The 16648-nt window shown below is 66.4% G+C and carries 18 protein-coding genes; 10 read left to right on the top strand and 8 right to left on the bottom strand.

The window, feature by feature from the left end; all coding sequences use genetic code 11:
- Nucleotides 1–27: 27 nt before the first annotated feature.
- Both U1E69_RS10655 and U1E69_RS10650 read right to left on the bottom strand, forming a co-directional pair.
- Nucleotides 28–1125, bottom strand: coding sequence for a DUF2235 domain-containing protein (locus tag U1E69_RS10655; protein ID WP_322244354.1), 1098 nt, complete (start codon nucleotides 1123–1125; stop codon nucleotides 28–30).
- 117 nt (nucleotides 1126–1242) lie between these two features.
- On the bottom strand, nucleotides 1243–2388 hold the full coding sequence (locus tag U1E69_RS10650; protein WP_322244353.1) for a type III PLP-dependent enzyme: 1146 nt from the start codon (nucleotides 2386–2388) through the stop codon (nucleotides 1243–1245).
- Nucleotides 2389–2603: 215 nt separating this feature from the next.
- Here U1E69_RS10650 and U1E69_RS10645 point away from each other — a divergent pair, with 215 nt between their 5' ends.
- Entirely contained in the window at nucleotides 2604–3035 is a 432-nt protein-coding gene (locus U1E69_RS10645) for an Lrp/AsnC family transcriptional regulator (RefSeq protein ID WP_295020162.1), read from the top strand.
- A gap of 25 nt (nucleotides 3036–3060) precedes the next feature.
- Here the strand turns inward: U1E69_RS10645 and U1E69_RS10640 are convergent, their stop codons facing one another.
- Complete coding sequence (locus tag U1E69_RS10640) at nucleotides 3061–4824, bottom strand: NAD(P)H-hydrate epimerase (RefSeq protein WP_322244352.1); 1764 nt, start codon at nucleotides 4822–4824, stop codon at nucleotides 3061–3063.
- 171 nt (nucleotides 4825–4995) lie between these two features.
- On the opposite strand from U1E69_RS10640, the gene U1E69_RS10635 reads away from it, so the two are divergent.
- From U1E69_RS10635 to U1E69_RS10625, 3 genes are all read left to right on the top strand, one after another.
- On the top strand, nucleotides 4996–5334 hold the full coding sequence (locus U1E69_RS10635) for a P-II family nitrogen regulator (RefSeq protein ID WP_103255696.1): 339 nt from the start codon (nucleotides 4996–4998) through the stop codon (nucleotides 5332–5334).
- A gap of 91 nt (nucleotides 5335–5425) precedes the next feature.
- On the top strand, nucleotides 5426–6835 hold the full coding sequence (glnA, locus tag U1E69_RS10630) for a type I glutamate--ammonia ligase (protein WP_322244351.1): 1410 nt from the start codon (nucleotides 5426–5428) through the stop codon (nucleotides 6833–6835).
- A gap of 186 nt (nucleotides 6836–7021) precedes the next feature.
- Nucleotides 7022–7798, top strand: coding sequence for a hypothetical protein (locus U1E69_RS10625; RefSeq protein WP_322244350.1), 777 nt, complete (start codon nucleotides 7022–7024; stop codon nucleotides 7796–7798).
- 155 nt (nucleotides 7799–7953) lie between these two features.
- Here the strand turns inward: U1E69_RS10625 and U1E69_RS10620 are convergent, their stop codons facing one another.
- Genes U1E69_RS10620 through U1E69_RS10610 form a run of 3 tightly spaced genes read right to left on the bottom strand, consistent with a single transcriptional unit; the run spans nucleotide 7954 to nucleotide 10234 of the window.
- Complete coding sequence (locus tag U1E69_RS10620; RefSeq protein ID WP_322244349.1) at nucleotides 7954–8829, bottom strand: alpha/beta hydrolase; 876 nt, start codon at nucleotides 8827–8829, stop codon at nucleotides 7954–7956.
- The gene (locus tag U1E69_RS10615) at nucleotides 8817–9440 is read right to left on the bottom strand and encodes an NAD(P)H-dependent oxidoreductase (protein WP_322244348.1); all 624 of its coding nucleotides are present in this window, start codon (nucleotides 9438–9440) and stop codon (nucleotides 8817–8819) included. Before U1E69_RS10615 ends, U1E69_RS10620 begins: the two co-directional genes overlap by 13 nt.
- Nucleotides 9437–10234: a DUF3445 domain-containing protein gene (locus tag U1E69_RS10610; RefSeq protein ID WP_322244347.1), complete on the bottom strand. Its 798-nt coding sequence runs from the start codon at nucleotides 10232–10234 to the stop codon at nucleotides 9437–9439. The genes U1E69_RS10615 and U1E69_RS10610 overlap by 4 nt, the downstream gene beginning before the upstream one ends.
- A 122-nt stretch (nucleotides 10235–10356) precedes the next feature.
- Here U1E69_RS10610 and dddP point away from each other — a divergent pair, with 122 nt between their 5' ends.
- Entirely contained in the window at nucleotides 10357–11691 is a 1335-nt protein-coding gene (dddP, locus tag U1E69_RS10605; RefSeq protein WP_322244346.1) for a dimethylsulfonioproprionate lyase DddP, read from the top strand.
- Nucleotides 11692–11827: 136 nt separating this feature from the next.
- On the opposite strand, the gene U1E69_RS10600 is transcribed toward dddP, so the two are convergent.
- Nucleotides 11828–12712, bottom strand: coding sequence for an endonuclease/exonuclease/phosphatase family protein (locus tag U1E69_RS10600; protein ID WP_322244345.1), 885 nt, complete (start codon nucleotides 12710–12712; stop codon nucleotides 11828–11830).
- A gap of 27 nt (nucleotides 12713–12739) precedes the next feature.
- On the bottom strand, nucleotides 12740–13309 hold the full coding sequence (locus U1E69_RS10595; protein ID WP_322244344.1) for a TetR/AcrR family transcriptional regulator: 570 nt from the start codon (nucleotides 13307–13309) through the stop codon (nucleotides 12740–12742).
- A gap of 75 nt (nucleotides 13310–13384) precedes the next feature.
- On the opposite strand from U1E69_RS10595, the gene U1E69_RS10590 reads away from it, so the two are divergent.
- The 5 genes from U1E69_RS10590 to U1E69_RS10570 all read left to right on the top strand — a co-directional run bounded on the left by U1E69_RS10590 (nucleotide 13385) and on the right by U1E69_RS10570 (nucleotide 16498).
- Nucleotides 13385–13753 carry a hypothetical protein gene (locus U1E69_RS10590; protein ID WP_322244343.1) on the top strand — a complete coding sequence of 123 codons (369 nt, stop codon included), beginning with the start codon at nucleotides 13385–13387 and terminating at the stop codon, nucleotides 13751–13753.
- On the top strand, nucleotides 13750–14313 hold the full coding sequence (locus U1E69_RS10585) for a hypothetical protein (protein WP_322244342.1): 564 nt from the start codon (nucleotides 13750–13752) through the stop codon (nucleotides 14311–14313). The genes U1E69_RS10590 and U1E69_RS10585 overlap by 4 nt, the downstream gene beginning before the upstream one ends.
- 64 nt (nucleotides 14314–14377) lie before the next feature.
- The gene (gene purB, locus U1E69_RS10580; RefSeq protein ID WP_322244341.1) at nucleotides 14378–15682 is read left to right on the top strand and encodes an adenylosuccinate lyase; all 1305 of its coding nucleotides are present in this window, start codon (nucleotides 14378–14380) and stop codon (nucleotides 15680–15682) included.
- A gap of 104 nt (nucleotides 15683–15786) precedes the next feature.
- Entirely contained in the window at nucleotides 15787–16314 is a 528-nt protein-coding gene (locus U1E69_RS10575) for a tetratricopeptide repeat protein (RefSeq protein WP_322244340.1), read from the top strand.
- 19 nt (nucleotides 16315–16333) lie between these two features.
- Nucleotides 16334–16498, top strand: coding sequence for an adenylosuccinate lyase (locus U1E69_RS10570; protein ID WP_322244339.1), 165 nt, complete (start codon nucleotides 16334–16336; stop codon nucleotides 16496–16498).
- Nucleotides 16499–16648: the final 150 nt, after the last annotated feature.

Genomic DNA, 16648 nt, shown 5'->3' with positions numbered 1-16648 from the left:
AGGCCTCGAAGCGGTTTCGCCGCCAGCCTAAGGCTCTGGCTTCGCGGCTTGAAGCCCGATTCCATCAGAGGTGGGCCAGCGGTCCCCCGCCGCCCCGACCGCCGTCGGATGCAGCCGTTCCGACCGGTCGCGGCCCACCACACGCTTGCGGCGCAACAGGAAAGCCTTTCCCCAACTGCGCCAGGTGCCCACCATCGGGGCCTCGGGATCACAGGGGAAGCGGGCGCGCCAGCCTTCGGGCAGGGCGAGCCCCAAAGCCTCGGCCCGGTCCAGCATCCAGACCAGCGGAATGTTCGCCAGGGGACGCGCCGCCGCAAAATCTCCGATCTGACCGCCGACATCGGCATGGGCACCCCGAAACCAGACCTGCTCGACGTTGCCTTCCCAGCCCGGCGGACAATCCCACAGGACCGGGGCAAAGGCCTCGCGCGTCTCGTTCAGGGCCAGAGCATGATAGCCATGCCGGATCGACGCGCCAAGGTGGTGGCTGTGGAACGCATGCCGATCCGGCGCAAGCATCCAGAACAAGGGCAGCCTCAGCCCCAGCGCTTTCACCGTGTCCCAGACCCCGACCATCTCGATCGGGGCCTCGGGATGGCAGAACCGGCGCGTGAACGCCTGCGAGGCCGAATTCTCCGCCGCACGCTCATAATGCCGCCAGGCCAGCCGCACCGCCCGTTCCGTCGCATGTTCGCGCCGCAGAAGGCCCACCCGGTCGATCACCCCGGCCAGCGAGCGCACGGCATAGGCCCCGCGCGAATAGCCGAAAAGGAAGATCCGGTCCCCCGTCCGGTACCCGCTGGCCAGCCAGCCATAGGCCCGCTGGATCTGCGGCGCGGTCCCCCGGCCTTCCAGGATCGCGACGCCGCGCAGCCAGCCTTCCCACTGCATCCCGGGTTCATAATAAAGCCGCCGGTTGGCGTGGTGGCCCATCTCTTTAAGCAGGTGAAACAGCAGGCCCGCGTTGCCTTCCTGGCCCGGCAGCAGGCTGGACATCGTGCCGTCCAGGATCACCACATGATCGACCACCCCCCGCACCCGGCCGGGCTTGGGCGCGGGCGCAGGTTCAACCTCGGGCTCGACGGTCCGGCGAAAATAGCTGCGAAGGCGGTCCAGAAGGCGCATCGGCCCCCCATCCTGAATGGCGCGCCCCAGTGTGACAGGGAACCCCTTTCGCAAACGCTAAGCGCCCGGCAGGATTTGTCCAGCCGGGCGCTTCGATTTCACAAGGATTTCAGACAGTCAGAGCTTGAGGCTCAGGACCGTTGCCATCTGCAGCTCGCCAAAGCCGTTGAAGCGGGTGTTGGTGACGGTGGAGTAGGACCCCATCCCCTGCCAGATGACGAAGTCGCCTTCCGACAGGTCGGACGGCAGCGGGATCTCGCCCGGCAGACGGTCAACCGAATCGCAGGTCGGCCCGAAGACGATGCGCGGGACGGGTTCGCCCTTGCGCTTCTGACCCTCGGGCGTCAGCACCTCGATCCGGTCGATCACGCCGATCATCGGCAGTTCGGTGAGCGAGCCATAGACGCCGTCGTTCAGGAACACGTGGCTTCCGTCGCGCAGCGCCTTGACGCGGGCCGCCAGTGCAAAGGCATCGCCACACAGCGCCCGGCCCGGCTCGCAGATCAGGGCCGGACGGTCGGCCCCGAAGGCCTCGGTCGTGACCCGGTCGATCAGCTGGAACGTGTCCTCGATCTGCGGGACCACGGCCTGCAGGCGATGGTTCGGGAAACCGCCGCCGACGTTCAGCCGCGCGATCTTGACCTCTGCCGCCGATGCGATGTTCGCTGCCTCACGGATATAGGCCTCCCACGCATGGGGATCGGTGCATTGCGTGCCGGGGTGGAAGGTGATCGACGGGATATAGCCCGCCGCGGCCACTTCGCGCAGCAGTTCCGTCGCCAGTTCCACCGTCGCACCGAACTTGGCACCGAAGTTGTAGGCGGCACCGGCCACCGGCAGCTTGAAGCGGACAGAGATTTCAGTGCCCTGAACCGGGACCATCTCGATCAGCTTCTTCAGTTCCGACTGCGAATCGACGCTGTAGGACTTCACGCCCTTTGCGACCGCATAGGCAATCTCGTGGCGCGCGCGGACCGGATTGTTGTAGTGGATCGCGGCATCGGGGGCGAGACGGCGGATCAGGTCGATCTCGAAGGGCGAGGCGCAGTCAAAGCCGCGCACACCGGCTGCCGCCAGGTTTTCCACCATCGCCTCGCCGGGGTTCGACTTGACGGCATAGGTCACGAGGCCGGGAAAGCCGTCGATGAACCGGCGCGCGGCGGCTTGTGCGGCCGAGGGGGCGAAGAACAGGACCGGGTTTTCCGGCTGCTCTTTGCGCAGATAGTCAGTGGGGTTGGACCAGATTGTCTTGGAGAGTCCCATCGGCCGATTTTCCTTTGCCAACAAGACGCTTCGCCCTTCCCCGTGCAGCTATGGGATCGGGCACCAGCGTGGTTTCAAGTGAACCAGGCCAGGTGCGTATGAACCGCCCTTTTCCTGCAATCGAGGATGACGCATATGGGTTACAACTTCACCGAACAAAACTATATAAATGCGCGGTTGTGTCGTTATAATGACGAAAACGGACGGCAGATTGCATGGACGAACTGGATCGCAACATCATTGGGCTGCTCTCCGCCGACGCGCGGGTTTCGGTGGCCACTCTCTCGCGCCGGTTGAAGGTCGCCCGGTCGACGATCCAGGCCCGGCTGGAGCGGCTGGAGACTTCGGGCGTGATCGCCGGATACACGCTGAAACTTGGAGAGGCGGCGCGGGAGGGGCGGCTGCGCGCCTCGGTCCTTCTGACCATCGAACCCCGCTCCCAGGCCGCCGTTCTGTCCCGTTTGCGGTCAATTGCCGAGATCGAGCGGGTCTTCACCACCTCTGGCCGCTTCGACTTTCTGGTGCAGGTCGCCTGCCCCAACACCCAGGTCCTCGATTCGGTGCTGGACCAGATTGGTGCCATGACCGGGGTGCGGGCGTCGGAAAGCCTGATCCACCTCTCGACCAAGATCGACCGGGCCGTCTGAACGGGCGGTGGGCGAATCGCCCACCCTACAGACCCAGCGCCCGGAACACCTTTGGCAGCTCCTCGGGCAGGTCCTCGGCGATCAGCCCCGGCCCGAAACTCAGCGCACATTCCACATGCAACCAGGCCCCGGTGCAGGCCGCATCGAAGGGGCTGAATCCCCGCGCCAGAAGCCCGGTGATGAACCCCGCCAGCACATCGCCCGACCCCGCCGTCGCCAGCCACGGCGCGGCCCGGTCGTAGTGGGCCGAGTTGATGGCGCAGCGGCCCGAGGGATCGGCGATGACGGTGTCGGGGCCTTTGAACAGGACCACACAGCCCGCCCGCTTTGCGGCCTCACGGGTGGCATCGACCTTGGAATAGGCGGGGCCTCTGGTGGCGGGCTGGCTGAGTTTCTCGGCGATGTCGGGGAAAAGGCGTGCGAACTCTCCGGCATGGGGGGTCAGGACGCATCTTTTGTGGAGGGCGGCGAAGAGGTCGGGGTTTTGCGAGAGGATCGTCAGGGCGTCGGCGTCGAGGACAAGACCCCGCCCCGCACTTGATCCGGGACCTCCAGCTCCACCCTCACCGCCGCCCGACGGGAGGTCCCCCCGGGTCAAGCCCGGGGCAGGCTGGGTCGCGCCCGGGACGGGCATCCCCAACGCCACCCCAATCAGCTGCTTGCCCCGCGCATCGAGCCCCAACCCCGGCCCCACACACAGCGCTTTGATCCGCCCGTCCAAAAGCGCCTCCTCCAGCGCCAGCCCGTCCACGACCCCCCGCAGCATCACCGCATCCAACCGCGCGGCGTGCTCAGGGATCGCGTCCAAAGGACACCCCACCGTCACCACCCCCGCCCCGATCCGCAACGCCCCCCGCGCCGCCAACCGCGCCGCCCCGCCGCGACCGGAGGGGCCGGAGAGGATGAGCGCGTGGCCGTGGGAGAATTTGTGCGCACTCTGCGCCTCAACCCAGCCTTTCTTGCCCAGCATGTAGGTTGGGAGCGCGCCGGGTTGGTATTCAAAAGCAGCGCCGCTCGACTTTACCGGACCGACCAGCGAAAGCGTCACGCGGCGCAGAGGGCCGATCCAGTGCCCACGCATCCTTACGGGATCTCGCATTCGCCTCCAGGGGCCGACGCCAATGTCTGCAACGACGACGCGGCCACAGTGTTCCGGCCCTTCATGAAGGAAGTGACCTGCTCGAAGGCATTCGAATGTGACGGTGAGCGCGGCGGAGGGTCGCGCCCAACCACCAATCAACATCTTCCCACTGTCAAGGCAAAGACCAGACGGCGCATCAATGGCGACAAGTCGAGGATAGTGCTCGCCGCCATAGCCGCCAAGGTGACGCAGAAACCCAGCCAGTTCGCCCTCTGGCGGACGCGTCAGCCCGGTCCCGAAGATTGCATCAACGTAAAGGTCGGCATACGCGTTACCGTGGATGGCATGGGGTGCGCGGAACGCCCGTTCCGTTAGTTCCCTCACCTCCCCCATCCCCCGCCACCGCTCATAATTCAGCCGTGCATCCGGCGGCAGCCGTTCCGGGTCGCCGTAAAGGAAGACCTCCACCTCCCAGCCCCACTCCTTCAACAGCCGCGCGACCACGAACCCGTCGCCGCCGTTGTTGCCCGGCCCACACAGGACCACCGCCCGGTGCGAGGTGGCCTTCAGCTCCGGCCATTCCTGGAAGATCGCCTCAACCACGCCCCGCCCGGCACGCTCCATCAGCTCCAGGCCCGTCACCTCACCCGAGGCAATCGCCGCCGCCTCAACGGCCCGCATCTGCGCGGCGGTCAGGAGTTCGGTCATTCTTCAACCACCATAGTTTTCAAACCGCCCACCCAGCAGGCGCATTGCACAAATTTTAGGCGACACCCCAGGAATCCCCCGGCCACAGCCCAGAACAAAACCCTGTCACATTGCCCCTCCCAAGGGGAAGTGGTCAGACGGGCAAAGACGGAACCGGGGGGAGTCGGCCCAATGAAGAAAGTCGAAGCGATCATCAAGCCGTTCAAGCTGGATGAAGTCAAAGAGGCGCTTCAGGAAGCGGGCATCCAGGGCTTGTCGGTCACCGAGGTCAAGGGCTTCGGCCGCCAGAAGGGCCACACCGAGCTTTACCGTGGTGCCGAATATGTCGTCGACTTCCTGCCCAAGGTGAAGATCGAGGTCGTGCTGACCGACGACATGGTCGACACCGCCGTCCAGGCGATCATCGCAGCCGCCCGCACCGACAAGATCGGCGACGGCAAGATCTTCGTCACCCCCGTCGAACAAGCCATCCGCATCCGCACCGGCGAGACCGGCGACGATGCTGTCTGACGCAACCTTGGGAATTTTCGTCGAAAATTCCTGACGTTGATCCAAAACCGGGCCACAAGCCCTAACCGAAACCAAACCGAAAGGCAGCATGATGAGCGCAGTGAAGAATGCTCTGAAACTGATGAAGGACGAGGAAGTCGAATACGTCGACATCCGTTTCACCGACCCGAAGGGCAAGCTCCAGCACGTAACGCTGGTCGCCGACCTGGTGGACGAGGATTTCTTCGAGGAAGGCTTCATGTTCGACGGCTCGTCGATCGCGGGCTGGAAGTCGATCGACCAGTCCGACATGAAGCTGATGCCCGACGCGGCCTCGGTCTACATCGACCCGTTCTACGCCGAAAAGACCATGTGCGTGCATTGCAACGTGGTGGAGCCCGACACAGGCGAAGCCTATTCGCGCTGCCCGCGCCAGATCGCGCTGAAGGCCGAGGCGTACCTCAAGTCCTCGGGCATTGGTGACGCCGCCTACTTCGGGCCGGAAGCTGAGTTCTTCCTCTTCGACGACGTTCGCTACTCGGTCACGCCGCGCAAGGTCAGCTACGAGATCGACGCCGAGGCGGCAGCCTGGAACACCGACACCGTGACCGAAGGCGGCAACTACGGCCACCGCGCGGGTCACAAGGGCGGTTACTTCCCGGTCAACCCGATCGACGAAGCCCAGGATATCCGCGGCGAGATGCTGTCCACGATGAAACGGATGGGCATCAAGGTCGACAAGCACCACCACGAGGTCGCGACCTGCCAGCACGAGCTTGGGATGATCTTCGGGGGCCTCGTCGAGCAGGCCGACAACATCCAGAAGTACAAGTACGTGATCCACAACGTGGCCCACGCCTACGGCAAGACCGTGACCTTCATGCCGAAGCCCATGAAGGGCGACAACGGCTCGGGGATGCACGTCAACATGTCGATCTGGAAGGGCGGCAAGCCCCTCTTCGCGGGCGACAAGTATGCGGACCTGAGCCAAGAGGCGCTGTATTTCATCGGCGGCATCCTGAAGCACGCCAAGGCCCTGAACGCGCTGACCAACCCGGGCACCAACAGCTACAAGCGCCTGATCCCGGGCTTTGAAGCCCCGGTTCTGCGCGCCTATTCGGCCCGCAACCGGTCGGGCTGCGTCCGTATTCCGTGGACGGAATCGCCCAAAGCCAAGCGCGTCGAGGCCCGTTTCCCCGATCCGTCGGCGAACCCCTACCTCGCTTTCGCAGCACTTCTGATGGCTGGCCTTGACGGCATCAAGAACAAGATCGACCCGGGTCCGGCTTCGGACAAGGACCTGTATGATCTGCCGCCGGAAGAACTGGCCGAAATCCCGACCGTCTGCGGCTCGCTGCGGGAGGCTCTGGAAGAGCTGGAGAAGGACATGGACTTCCTGCTGGCGGGCGATGTCTTCGACCGCGACCAGCTGGAGGCCTACATGGCGCTGAAGTGGGAAGAGGTCTACGCCTACGAGCATACGCCTCACCCGGTCGAGTACCAGATGTACTACTCCTGCTGAAGCGGGCGGTGGGCCGATGGCCCACCCTACTGCAGCACCGGAAAGGGCGCCCCTGGGCGCCCTTTTTCATTGCCGTCCAGGGCGGGCCGATCGGCCAAGTGGGTGATGGGGGACCGGTGATCTTGACGACTTGGAAAGCATGGGGCGGGCGGCTAACCTGCGGTTGAAACCATTGGCGGGACAGGCATGGCGAAGGACCCTTTGCGCAAGACGTCCAGCGCGGGACGACCAGAAATCTGGGCCTCGGGGGGGCAGCGGCCGCCTTTCGATCTGCGCGCGCTGGGGCGGGGCGGACTGCACCTTGCGCGCGAAGGTGTGGCCCCGCTCCACGCCTGGGCGGCGCGGCGGTTGCGGCGGTTGGCGACCGAGGCAAGGGATGGCAGGGGACGCATTCCGGCGGACAAGCTGGGGCGGGCCGCGCGCTTCGTGCCGTCGCACCTGCGGGTCGCGGTGTGGGTCAAGACCCTGGCGGACCTTCTGTCCCATGCCAGCGCGACCGCTGACCCGGACGTGCGGCGCGGCAATGCGCTGGTTGCCGAAATCCAGCCGCATCTCTGGAGCGAAGCCAACGCCGTCTCACCGGTCCCGCCCGAACCTGCCCCCATTCGGGCTTTTGGCGAGGTCACCCCGGTGGTTCTGGCCGAACCGAAGATCCTGCAGCCGGGGGATGACCCGCTTGCCGCGATCCGTGAGGAGATCGCTGCGGGGCCGACGCCGGACACCGGGCCGAGGTCGGGGCCAAGGTCGGGGCCGAGATCGGGGCCGAGGTCGGGGCCGAGGTCGGGGCCGAGGTCGGATCAGCCCCCTGCCCCGCCGGGGCCGGTGGCAGCGGGGGCGATCCAGGTCCTGGGCTACGGGTTCGGTTGGGCCACGGTGGGTGTCGCCCTGCCCTACGGCCTGGGCCGGGCGCTATGGCTCTGGGCCAGCGGGCGCGACTTGCGGCAGATCGGGGCGGATGACTGACCGGTCCCCCGGCTGCGGGCGGGTTTCGCAAGGAGCGCGTTCCGCGCACGCCTTTTGTCTCGCGGTCTTGCGTGAAGGACGCAAGACCGCTTGGGGAGCGCGCCGCGCGGGGATATTTGTCGCCAGGTGAAAGGGCTTGGGCGCAGTGCAGAGTGTCAGGCGAGGGTCTTTTGCAGGAAGGCCATCACCTCGGCCTTGACCGGATCGGTCTCGAACTCCGTGCCGCCGTGGCCTGCACCGGGGACAAGCTTGTAGTCCACCTCGGCCCGCGGATCGGCGGCGATCCAGGCTTCGCGCAGCCGCTTGGCCTGCAGGTCGGCGATCAAAGGGTCGGCGTCGCCGTGGCGGATCAGGATCGGCGGCAGCGGTTCCTGCAGCCGGGAGAGCCGCCCGATCGGCCCCACCCCTCGGGCGGCGGCGCGGTTTTCGCCCACGGCATAGCCGAGCAGTTCGCTTTCCGCGCTGTCGGCCGGATCGGTCGCGCCCATCGCCGGGGTCCGGCCCAGGGTCGCCATGTCCTGATCCATCGTCGAGAAGTCCATCGGGCCGAACAGGCTGACCACGCCGCGCGGACGAAGTCCGACTTCGACCAGGCTGAGGGCGGTCGAGACCGCAAGGAAGGCGCCCGCCGACTGACCAAGCAGCACCAGCCGCGCGGGATCCAGGCCCAGCGCCATGCCCTCACGCTGCAGATGGACCACGGCGGCCAGGCAATCCTCGCCCTGAGCGGGCCATTTCGCGGTTCCCGAAAGGCGGTAGTTGATCCGCACCACGGCAATCCCGGCCTGGGTCAGGTCCGGCCAGATCGTCATCTCGGACTTGTCGCCGATCTTGAAGGCGCCGCCGTGGATCATCATCAGCACCGGATGCGGGCCGTTGCCCGCGGGCAGGGTCACGTCCATCACCTGGCGCGGGTCGGAGCCATAGGTGATCTCGGTCGCACTCTGGCCGCGCCGCCACAGCGCGACCCCCCCGGCGGCCACGGCAGCAGCGCCCCCGATCAGCAGGGTACGGCGGATCAGTCCGGGCATGTCAGTCTCCGTTTGATGCGGGCAAGGTCGGTGGCAAGGGTGGCTTCCAGCGCGGCGATGCGCGGTTCGGGCACAGCTTCGGCAGCATGCAGCGCCCGCCAGGTCAGCCTGGCCTTCGGTGCGCAGGGCCTCAGGATGGCAAGGCGCAGGATACGGCGCAGCGGGCGGCGCAAGACCAGCCAGTCGATCCAGGACGGCGCGCCCATCGTGGTCACGGCCAGCACCGCCTGCAGCTTGTGCAGGCGCGGAAGCATCGGGCCGAAGCCCGGGGAATGATCAAAGGCAGTGCCCGGCGTCCAGACCCGGTCGAACCAGCCCTTCAGGATCGCAGGGAAGCCGAACCACCAGGTCGGGAAGACCAGGATCAGGACCTGGGCCTGGGTCAGCTCATCCTTTTCATCCACAAGCGTGGCGGGCGGCGTGGCGGGCGGCGTGGCGTAGTAGCCCGCGCGTTCCTCGGGTGTGAGGCGGGGGTCGAAGTCCTGGGCGTAAAGGTCGCGGCGGGTAACCTGCCAGGCTTGGGCGCGCGCCTGTGCCTCGACCGTCGCGGCAAGGCGCTTGGTCAGGCTTTGCGGCAGCGGATGGGCGGTGACGATCAGGCAGCGGGTCAATGCACGGCCTTTCGCAGGGCGGCCAACTCGTCCGGCGTCACCGTCGAGGCGTCGACGACATAGGTGTGGATCGTGAAGACCACCGCTTTGGTCTTGGGCAGGCGCAGCAGGCACTGGCGTTCGCAGCGGATGAAGACATGGCCCTTGGGTTGCGGACGCTTTTCGCCCTCACGCCTGGGCTGGTACAGGACAAAGTCGTCGTAGGTCAGGTAATTCATCCGCCACAAGGCCTGCTCGGGCCGGATCGCGTCGAACAGACGCGCAACGCGCTTGGCGACGTCGGCGTCATAGACCGGGACCGGGTCATGGATGCCGGTCAGCGGGCGGCCGAGCTTCTGGGCCAGTGACCAGCTGGCGGGAAAGCAGAGGATGCCGCCGGTCAGGACATATTCCTCGCCCTCACGCTGCATCAGGCAGAGGTCCTCTTGCACCAGGCGCCCAAGGGTAAGAAGCGGTTGCGCAGGGTCGAGCGGGACGCTGATGCCATCGGGACGGACCGCGGAGGTCGCGGTGAGGTGAAAGCCGGGGGCCTGGCGCAGCCAGTCCAGGGTGACGGCGTACAGTTCCTCGGCAGCGGGCCGGGCCTGGGGCAGAAGGGCGTGGACGGCCTTGGCCTGGGCCGCAATCAGGCGGTCGCGCAGCGCCATCTGCGCGGCGTAAGCCTCGTCGATCCGCAGCCAGTCCTGACCGTCCACCGGCAGGATTCCGGGCAGGCGGCGGGTGCGCGGGTCGATCCACGGCAAATGCGGCAGGCGGTCCTGCAGGATGGGCTGATCTTGCATCGGGTCGGGCATGGCGGTCTTTGAGCATGGGGCGCAGGCCGCTGCAACCAACACATTTGCGACCAGTGGGCGTCGCGGCTGGCTTAGGCGGGGCTTCGCCGCCGGGGCAGTCTGGCGCGAAACGGGAGGCCCACATGGACTATCAGCGCGACCGCCGGAAGATCGACCCCTCACGCGGGGCGGCGTTGGGCGACGGCAGCCCGAACGACAACGACCGGGTCGAGATCGGGCCGACGCAGCTTGCCTTCGCGGAATGGGCGGCGGCCGGGCTGACCCTGCCGAACCTCGCCCGGATGCGCGAGGATCGGTGGCAGAAGCTGACCGCGGGCCTCGTCGCGCGCGACTATGGCGGCCTTCTGCTCTTCGACCCCCTGAACATCCGCTACGCCACCGACACCACCAACATGCAGCTGTGGAACACCCACAACCCGTTTCGCGCCTGCCTTCTGTGCGCCGATGGGCACATGGTGATGTGGGAGTACAAGAATTCACCCTTCCTGGTGACCTTCAACCCCCTGGTCAAGGAACTGCGCTCGGGGGCGACGTTCTTTTACAACTCCACCGGCGACCGGGGCCAGCAGGCGGCGCAGGGGTTCGCGGCGCAGGTGGGTGAGGTGATGCGCGCCCATGCCGGGACGAACCGGCGGCTGGCGGTGGACAAGATCATGATCCACGGCCTCCGCGCGCTGGAGGCGGCGGGGTTCGTGGTCGAGGAAGGCGAAGAGGTGACCGAACGGGTGCGCGCGGTGAAGACCCCGGACGAGATCCTGGCGATGCGCTGCGCCCATCTGGCCTGCGAGGCGGGGATTGCCGAGATGGAGGCCTTCACGCGGGCCAATGTGCCCTCTGGCACGGTCTCGGAGGATGCGATCTGGGCGGAACTGCACGCGGCGAACATCCGGCGCGGCGGGGAATGGATCGAGACGCGGCTTTTGGCCTCGGGTCCCCGGACGAACCCGTGGTTTCAGGAATGTGGGCCCCGGATCGTGCAGCCGAATGAGATCGTGGCCTTCGATACCGACCTGATCGGGGCCTACGGCTTCTGCATCGACATCAGCCGGACCTGGTGGGTGGGGGATGCGCGGCCCTCGAATGCGATGGTCTCGGCCTTCCACCACGCGCTGGATCACATCGCCGACCACAAGGCGCGGCTGCGTCCGGGCGTGATGATCGAAGAACTGGTGATGCAGGGCCATCAGCTGGCCCCCGAATACTGGGCGCAGAAATACTCCTGCAAGATGCACGGGGTCGGCCTTTGCGACGAATGGCCTTACGTGCATTACCCCGACGGCTGGCTGCCCGGCGCCTTCGATGCGGCGCTGGAGCCGGGGATGGTGCTGTGCGTCGAGGCGCTCGTCTCGCCCCAGGGCGGGGATTTCTCGATCAAGCTGGAGGATCAGGTGCTGATTACCGAGGACGGCTGCGAGACGCTGACGCGCTATCCGTTTGACGCGCGTTTGATGGGATGACAGCCGCCTCCTCCTGCGACGTCGTCTTCTCGTCGGCCCGGCTTCTCGTCGGTCCGGCGCGGCGCAAGCGAGGAGTGACGAAGTCATCGACGAGCGGTCCTGCGCGCGCGGGCCTCACCCGGCAGGACGCAGCCCCTCAGATCTCGACCGCAGCAAGGATTCCCAGGTGATCCGACCCCAATGCCGGGCGCGGGGCGGTCTTGCCGCCCTGGGTCGCGAAGACATGGTCGATGGGCAGCGGGAACAGGCCGCTCAACCCGATGTAGCTGCCGAAAGTCGGCCCCGCCGGACGGGTCCCGACGATCTCGGCCAGGCGCGTCACCGAATTGGCCCAGCGGACCATGTTGAAATCGCCGCCCATCACCACCGGCCCCTCCAGCCGGTCCAGGATCGGCAGCAGAAGCTCGACATGGTCGGCCTGCTGGTAGGGCCAGGGCCAGTGCAGGTGGACCGAGACCAGCCAGAACCGCTCCTCCCCTGCGACAACCTGCAATGCGGCCAGATTCGGGCCGCAGAAGGCCGTGCCCGGGATCGGTTCCAGTCGTGTCAGGATCGCCGGGCCACCGACAGCCCCGCCCGGGCAGAGGTGCTGCGTCGGATAAAGGTCCTTCAGGTTCGCCAGCATCGCCTGGTTGGGGGTCGAGACCTCCTGCAGCGTCACGATCTGCGCGTCTGCCGCACGGATGTCTGCCTCCAGCGCGGGCAGTTCGGCGTTCCGGAACAGCATGTTCTTCTGGTAGACCGTGTAACGACCCGGCACGCCCGGCCAGCTATAAGCCAGCAGCACCTGCGCCCCGGTCAGAAGCGCCAGCAGCATCGAGACGAAGGCCGCCATCCGCAGGCCCGCAAAACTGGCAAAGACCGCCAGGATCAGCACCGCCGCCGCTGCGATCCCGCGTCCCACCGACAGCGAATCGCCCAGCGGATGGAAAAAGCCCAGATAGCCCCCCACCAGACCCAGCACCGCGAGGCCAAGCGCGCTGCCGATCACTTGCTGCCAGATCCTGCTTTCGTCTTCCATCACTCGTCCGCACCGCATCGCATCACTTCACCCGATCAACCGTGCCACCAGACTTCGCAAGGCCGGACCCATCTCGGCCCCGGTTGTCAGTCGCAACTGTTCTAACCCGATCACTGCGGCATAAATGAGTTGCGCTTTTGGCAACAGTTCGCCGTCGCGGACCCCGACCCCACGCAGGAATTCGGCGATGTCCTGTAGCCGCTGGCGGTCCACCCGCTCCAGCACAGCCCGGGCGCGCGGATCGTTGCGGCCCCAGTCGCGCAGCGCCGGTTCGACCTCGACTCCGCCCACCGCCTCGCCAGGGCGGACCGAGACCATGTCGACCAGCAGCATCAGCTGCCCCCGTGGATCAAGACCCGACGCCCGCACCGCCGCCGTGAGGCGCTGGGTCCCGACCTCTTCCCACAGTTCAAGCATCACCTGATGAAGTTCACCGAGATCCTTGAAATGCCAGTAGAAAGACCCCTTCGTCGCCCCGATCTCCCGCGCCAGGGCCTCGACCCTGACCGCGCCGATGCCCCCCCGCACCAGTGCGCGCAGGGCGGCCAGCACCCAGTCGGTGCGGCCCAGTTTCGTGTTGGAACGGGTCCCGGTCATGCGGCAAACATACGCAACCGTATGGACAGCGTCCAGCGGATCGACTAAACCATACGCAACCGTATGGAGGATGCAATGAACGCATGGCTTCTGGCCGCCGGAGTGGCGGCACTTGTCCTTGATCTTGTCCATATCTTCCGCGGCGGGCGCGAGATTCACCGCCCGATGGTCGCCGCGCAGTGGCCCGAACCGGCCAAGGCGGTCTGGTCGGTGGTCTGGCACGCAGCCACCGCCGTCATGGCGTTGGGGGGCCTGGCCCTGATTGCTGCCGGGTTGTTTCCCGATCAGGCGCTGGTCCTTGCCGCGCTGCCCGTGGCGCTGTTCGTCAGCACGGCGGCCCTGTTCCTGTTCTACGGGATCAAGCGATTGGGCACGATCTGGGTTCTGCCGCAGTGGGTCGCGTTCCTCGGCATTTCGGCACTGGCGGTCACGGGCCTGGCATGAGGCGCGCGCACCGGGCGCTGGCAGTCGTGCTGGCCCTGTTCCTGGCGCTGCATCTGGGCAACCACCTGGCGGGACTGGGCGGTCAGGCGACCCACGGTGCAGTGCAGGCCGCAGCCCGCTCCGTCTACCGGCATCCGCTGGTCGAGCCGGTGCTGCTGCTGGCGCTGGTGGTTCAGATCGGGCTGGGCCTTGCGCTTGTCGCCCGGCGCAGGCGGGTGACCGTGCAGACCACCTCGGGCCTTTACCTCGGCCTCTTTCTGCTGGTCCACCTTGGCGCGGTCCTATCAGCCCGCGCCCAAGGGGTAGACACCGACCTTGCCTTTGCCGCCGCCGGGTTGCAGGCCCCTGCCCCCTGGCCCGTCGTCTTCGCGGCCTATTACGGCTTGGCCGTCCTGGCAGTCTTCGCGCATTTTTCGGTGCCACTGTCGCGCCGCTCGGCGGCGTTGGGCACGGCAACGCTGGCCCTCGGGGCGGCAATCGCCGTCACCCTTGTCGCCCTCTTGGCCGGCCTTGTCACCCCGTTGACGATCCCGCCCGCTCTGGTCGCGGCCTTCCCCTGACGCCTTGCACCCTGACGACCTGCGGATTAAGGGGGCGCAACCCTTGCTGTTCCGGAGTTCCCCGATGATCCCGCGCTATTCCCGTCCCGAAATGGTGGCGATCTGGTCGCCGGAAACCCGCTTCAAGATCTGGTTCGAGATCGAGGCCCACGCCTGCGACGCGCAAGCCGCCCTTGGCGTGATCCCGAAAGCCAACGCCGAAGCCGTCTGGCGCGCCAAGGATGTGCCCTTCGACGTGGCCCGCATCGACGAGATCGAGGCGGTGACCAGGCATGACGTCATCGCCTTCCTGACCCACCTGGCCGAGATCATCGGCAATGACGAGGCGCGCTTCGTCCACCAGGGGATGACGTCGTCGGACGTCCTCGACACCACGCTGAACATCCAGCTCGTGCGCGCGTCGGACCTTTTGCTGAAGGCGCTGGACCGGGTGCTGGCCGCGCTGAAGACCCGCGCGTTTGAACACAAGGATACCGTCCGCATCGGCCGCAGCCACGGCATCCACGCCGAACCTACCACGATGGGCCTGACCTTTGCCCGCTTCTACGCCGAGATGCAGCGCAACCGGGAACGGCTTGAAAACGCCCGGAAAGAGGTCGCCACCGGCGCGATTTCCGGCGCCGTGGGCACTTTCGCCAATATCGACCCCGCGGTCGAAGAGCACGTCTGCAAGATGCTGGGCCTGACGCCCGAGCCGATCAGCACGCAAGTCATTCCCCGCGACCGGCACGCGATGTTCTTCGCCACCCTGGGCGTCATTGCCAGCAGCATCGAAAACGTCGCGATCGAGATCCGCCACATGCAGCGGACCGAGGTGCTGGAGGCCGAAGAGTTCTTCTCTCCCGGCCAGAAGGGCAGTTCGGCCATGCCGCACAAGCGCAACCCGGTCCTCACCGAAAACCTCACCGGCCTTGCGCGCCTCGTGCGCATGGCCGTGGTTCCGGCGCTGGAGAATGTGGCGCTCTGGCATGAACGCGACATCAGCCATTCCAGCGTGGAACGCGCCATCGGCCCCGACGCCACGGTCACACTGGACTTTGCGCTGCACCGGCTGGCGGGCGTCGTCGAAAAGCTGGTGATCTACCCCGAAAACATGTTGCGCAACATGAACAAGTTCAAAGGCCTTGTCATGTCGCAGCGCGTCCTTCTGGCGCTGACCCAGGCCGGTGTTTCCCGCGAGGACAGCTACCGCCTGGTCCAGCGCAACGCGATGAAGGTCTGGGAAAAGGGTGCCGACTTCAAGACCGAGCTTCTGGCCGACCCCGAAGTCACGGCGGCGTTGACCCCCGCCGAGATCGAGGAAAAGTTCGACCTCGGCTACCACACCAAACACGTCGATACGATCTTCGCCCGGGTTTTCGGCAGCTGACAGAAGCGTGATCGGCCCCTCCGGGCCGATTGGCGCAATCCGTTCTTGCCTTGGCGACAATCATGCTACCTTTCGGGAAATTACCCAAAGGTACCGCCATGCGCATGATCCTTGCTGCAGCTTTGGTCCTCGCACCGCACCTGGCCCTTGCGGCGGGCAGCGATGACAGCGAGCCGCCGACACCCACCGAAACCACGACGGTCTGCGAAAAGGGCACGGTCTGGGACGAAAAGACCAAGACCTGCATCAAGGCCGAGGAGTCCAGCCTGAGCGACGACCAGCGCTACGGCGCGGTGCGGGAACTGGCCCATGCCAAACGCTATGACGAGGCCTTGGCGATCCTGGCCCTGATGACCGAGGGCGAGACCTCGCGCGTCATGACCTATCAGGGCTTTCTTCTGCGCCAGACCGGCCGGGTGGACGAGGGCATCGCCGCCTACGAACGCGCCATTGCGATGGACCCGGCCAATATCCTGGCCCGCAGCTACTATGGCCAGCTGCTTGTCCAGCTGGACGAACCCCAGCTTGCCCAGGCCCAGCTTGACGCCATCCGCCAGTCGGGTGGCACCGGAACCTGGGCCGAAACCGCGCTTGCCGGCGCGATCACGACCGGAGTGACCTACACCTACTAACCCACAAGGAGGACGACCGATGAAGACTGCAACGACCCTCGCCGCCTTGGCGATTGCCCTTCTCCCCGGCTTTGCCTTCGCCCAATGCGCGGGCAAGCACACCGAACAGACCGCCGCCAGCTGCATGGCCGGGACGACTTGGGATGCCGTGAAGGGAACCTGCGTCGATACCCCGTCCAGCTGATCCGTCACCGGACCCCGCCACTGATCCTGGCGCCATCAAGCAGCCGTTAACCCAGGGGCGTCTAGGCTGACCTTGTCGAATCGATGAGGACCTGATGCCGCAAGACATGGTGCCCCTGGCCCGGATCACCCCGGAACGCCGGATCACGAC

It is taken from the genome of Tabrizicola sp., from assembly GCF_034366665.1.
Classification (GTDB): Bacteria; Pseudomonadota; Alphaproteobacteria; order Rhodobacterales; family Rhodobacteraceae; genus Tabrizicola.
The sequence above is the reverse complement of the archived record's forward strand: the minus strand, read 5'-3'. Positions and strand labels throughout refer to the sequence as shown.

Excerpts from the sequence above, each read along its gene's own strand:
- U1E69_RS10575 (WP_322244340.1), top strand. The coding sequence starts at position 15,787 with ATGATCCTTGCTGCAGCTTTGGTCCTCGCACCGCACCTGGCCCTTGCG.
- U1E69_RS10595 (WP_322244344.1), bottom strand. The coding sequence starts at position 13,309 with ATGACCGGGACCCGTTCCAACACGAAACTGGGCCGCACCGACTGGGTG.
- U1E69_RS10645 (WP_295020162.1), top strand. The coding sequence starts at position 2,604 with ATGGACGAACTGGATCGCAACATCATTGGGCTGCTCTCCGCCGACGCG.
- U1E69_RS10650 (WP_322244353.1), bottom strand. The coding sequence starts at position 2,388 with ATGGGACTCTCCAAGACAATCTGGTCCAACCCCACTGACTATCTGCGC.
- U1E69_RS10655 (WP_322244354.1), bottom strand. The coding sequence starts at position 1,125 with ATGCGCCTTCTGGACCGCCTTCGCAGCTATTTTCGCCGGACCGTCGAG.
- glnA (WP_322244351.1), top strand. The coding sequence starts at position 5,426 with ATGAGCGCAGTGAAGAATGCTCTGAAACTGATGAAGGACGAGGAAGTC.
- U1E69_RS10625 (WP_322244350.1), top strand. The coding sequence starts at position 7,022 with ATGGCGAAGGACCCTTTGCGCAAGACGTCCAGCGCGGGACGACCAGAA.
- U1E69_RS10640 (WP_322244352.1), bottom strand. The coding sequence starts at position 4,824 with ATGACCGAACTCCTGACCGCCGCGCAGATGCGGGCCGTTGAGGCGGCG.
- purB (WP_322244341.1), top strand. The coding sequence starts at position 14,378 with ATGATCCCGCGCTATTCCCGTCCCGAAATGGTGGCGATCTGGTCGCCG.
- U1E69_RS10600 (WP_322244345.1), bottom strand. The coding sequence starts at position 12,712 with ATGGAAGACGAAAGCAGGATCTGGCAGCAAGTGATCGGCAGCGCGCTT.
- U1E69_RS10570 (WP_322244339.1), top strand. The coding sequence starts at position 16,334 with ATGAAGACTGCAACGACCCTCGCCGCCTTGGCGATTGCCCTTCTCCCC.
- U1E69_RS10585 (WP_322244342.1), top strand. The coding sequence starts at position 13,750 with ATGAGGCGCGCGCACCGGGCGCTGGCAGTCGTGCTGGCCCTGTTCCTG.
- U1E69_RS10635 (WP_103255696.1), top strand. The coding sequence starts at position 4,996 with ATGAAGAAAGTCGAAGCGATCATCAAGCCGTTCAAGCTGGATGAAGTC.
- dddP (WP_322244346.1), top strand. The coding sequence starts at position 10,357 with ATGGACTATCAGCGCGACCGCCGGAAGATCGACCCCTCACGCGGGGCG.
- U1E69_RS10610 (WP_322244347.1), bottom strand. The coding sequence starts at position 10,234 with ATGCCCGACCCGATGCAAGATCAGCCCATCCTGCAGGACCGCCTGCCG.
- U1E69_RS10590 (WP_322244343.1), top strand. The coding sequence starts at position 13,385 with ATGAACGCATGGCTTCTGGCCGCCGGAGTGGCGGCACTTGTCCTTGAT.
- U1E69_RS10620 (WP_322244349.1), bottom strand. The coding sequence starts at position 8,829 with ATGCCCGGACTGATCCGCCGTACCCTGCTGATCGGGGGCGCTGCTGCC.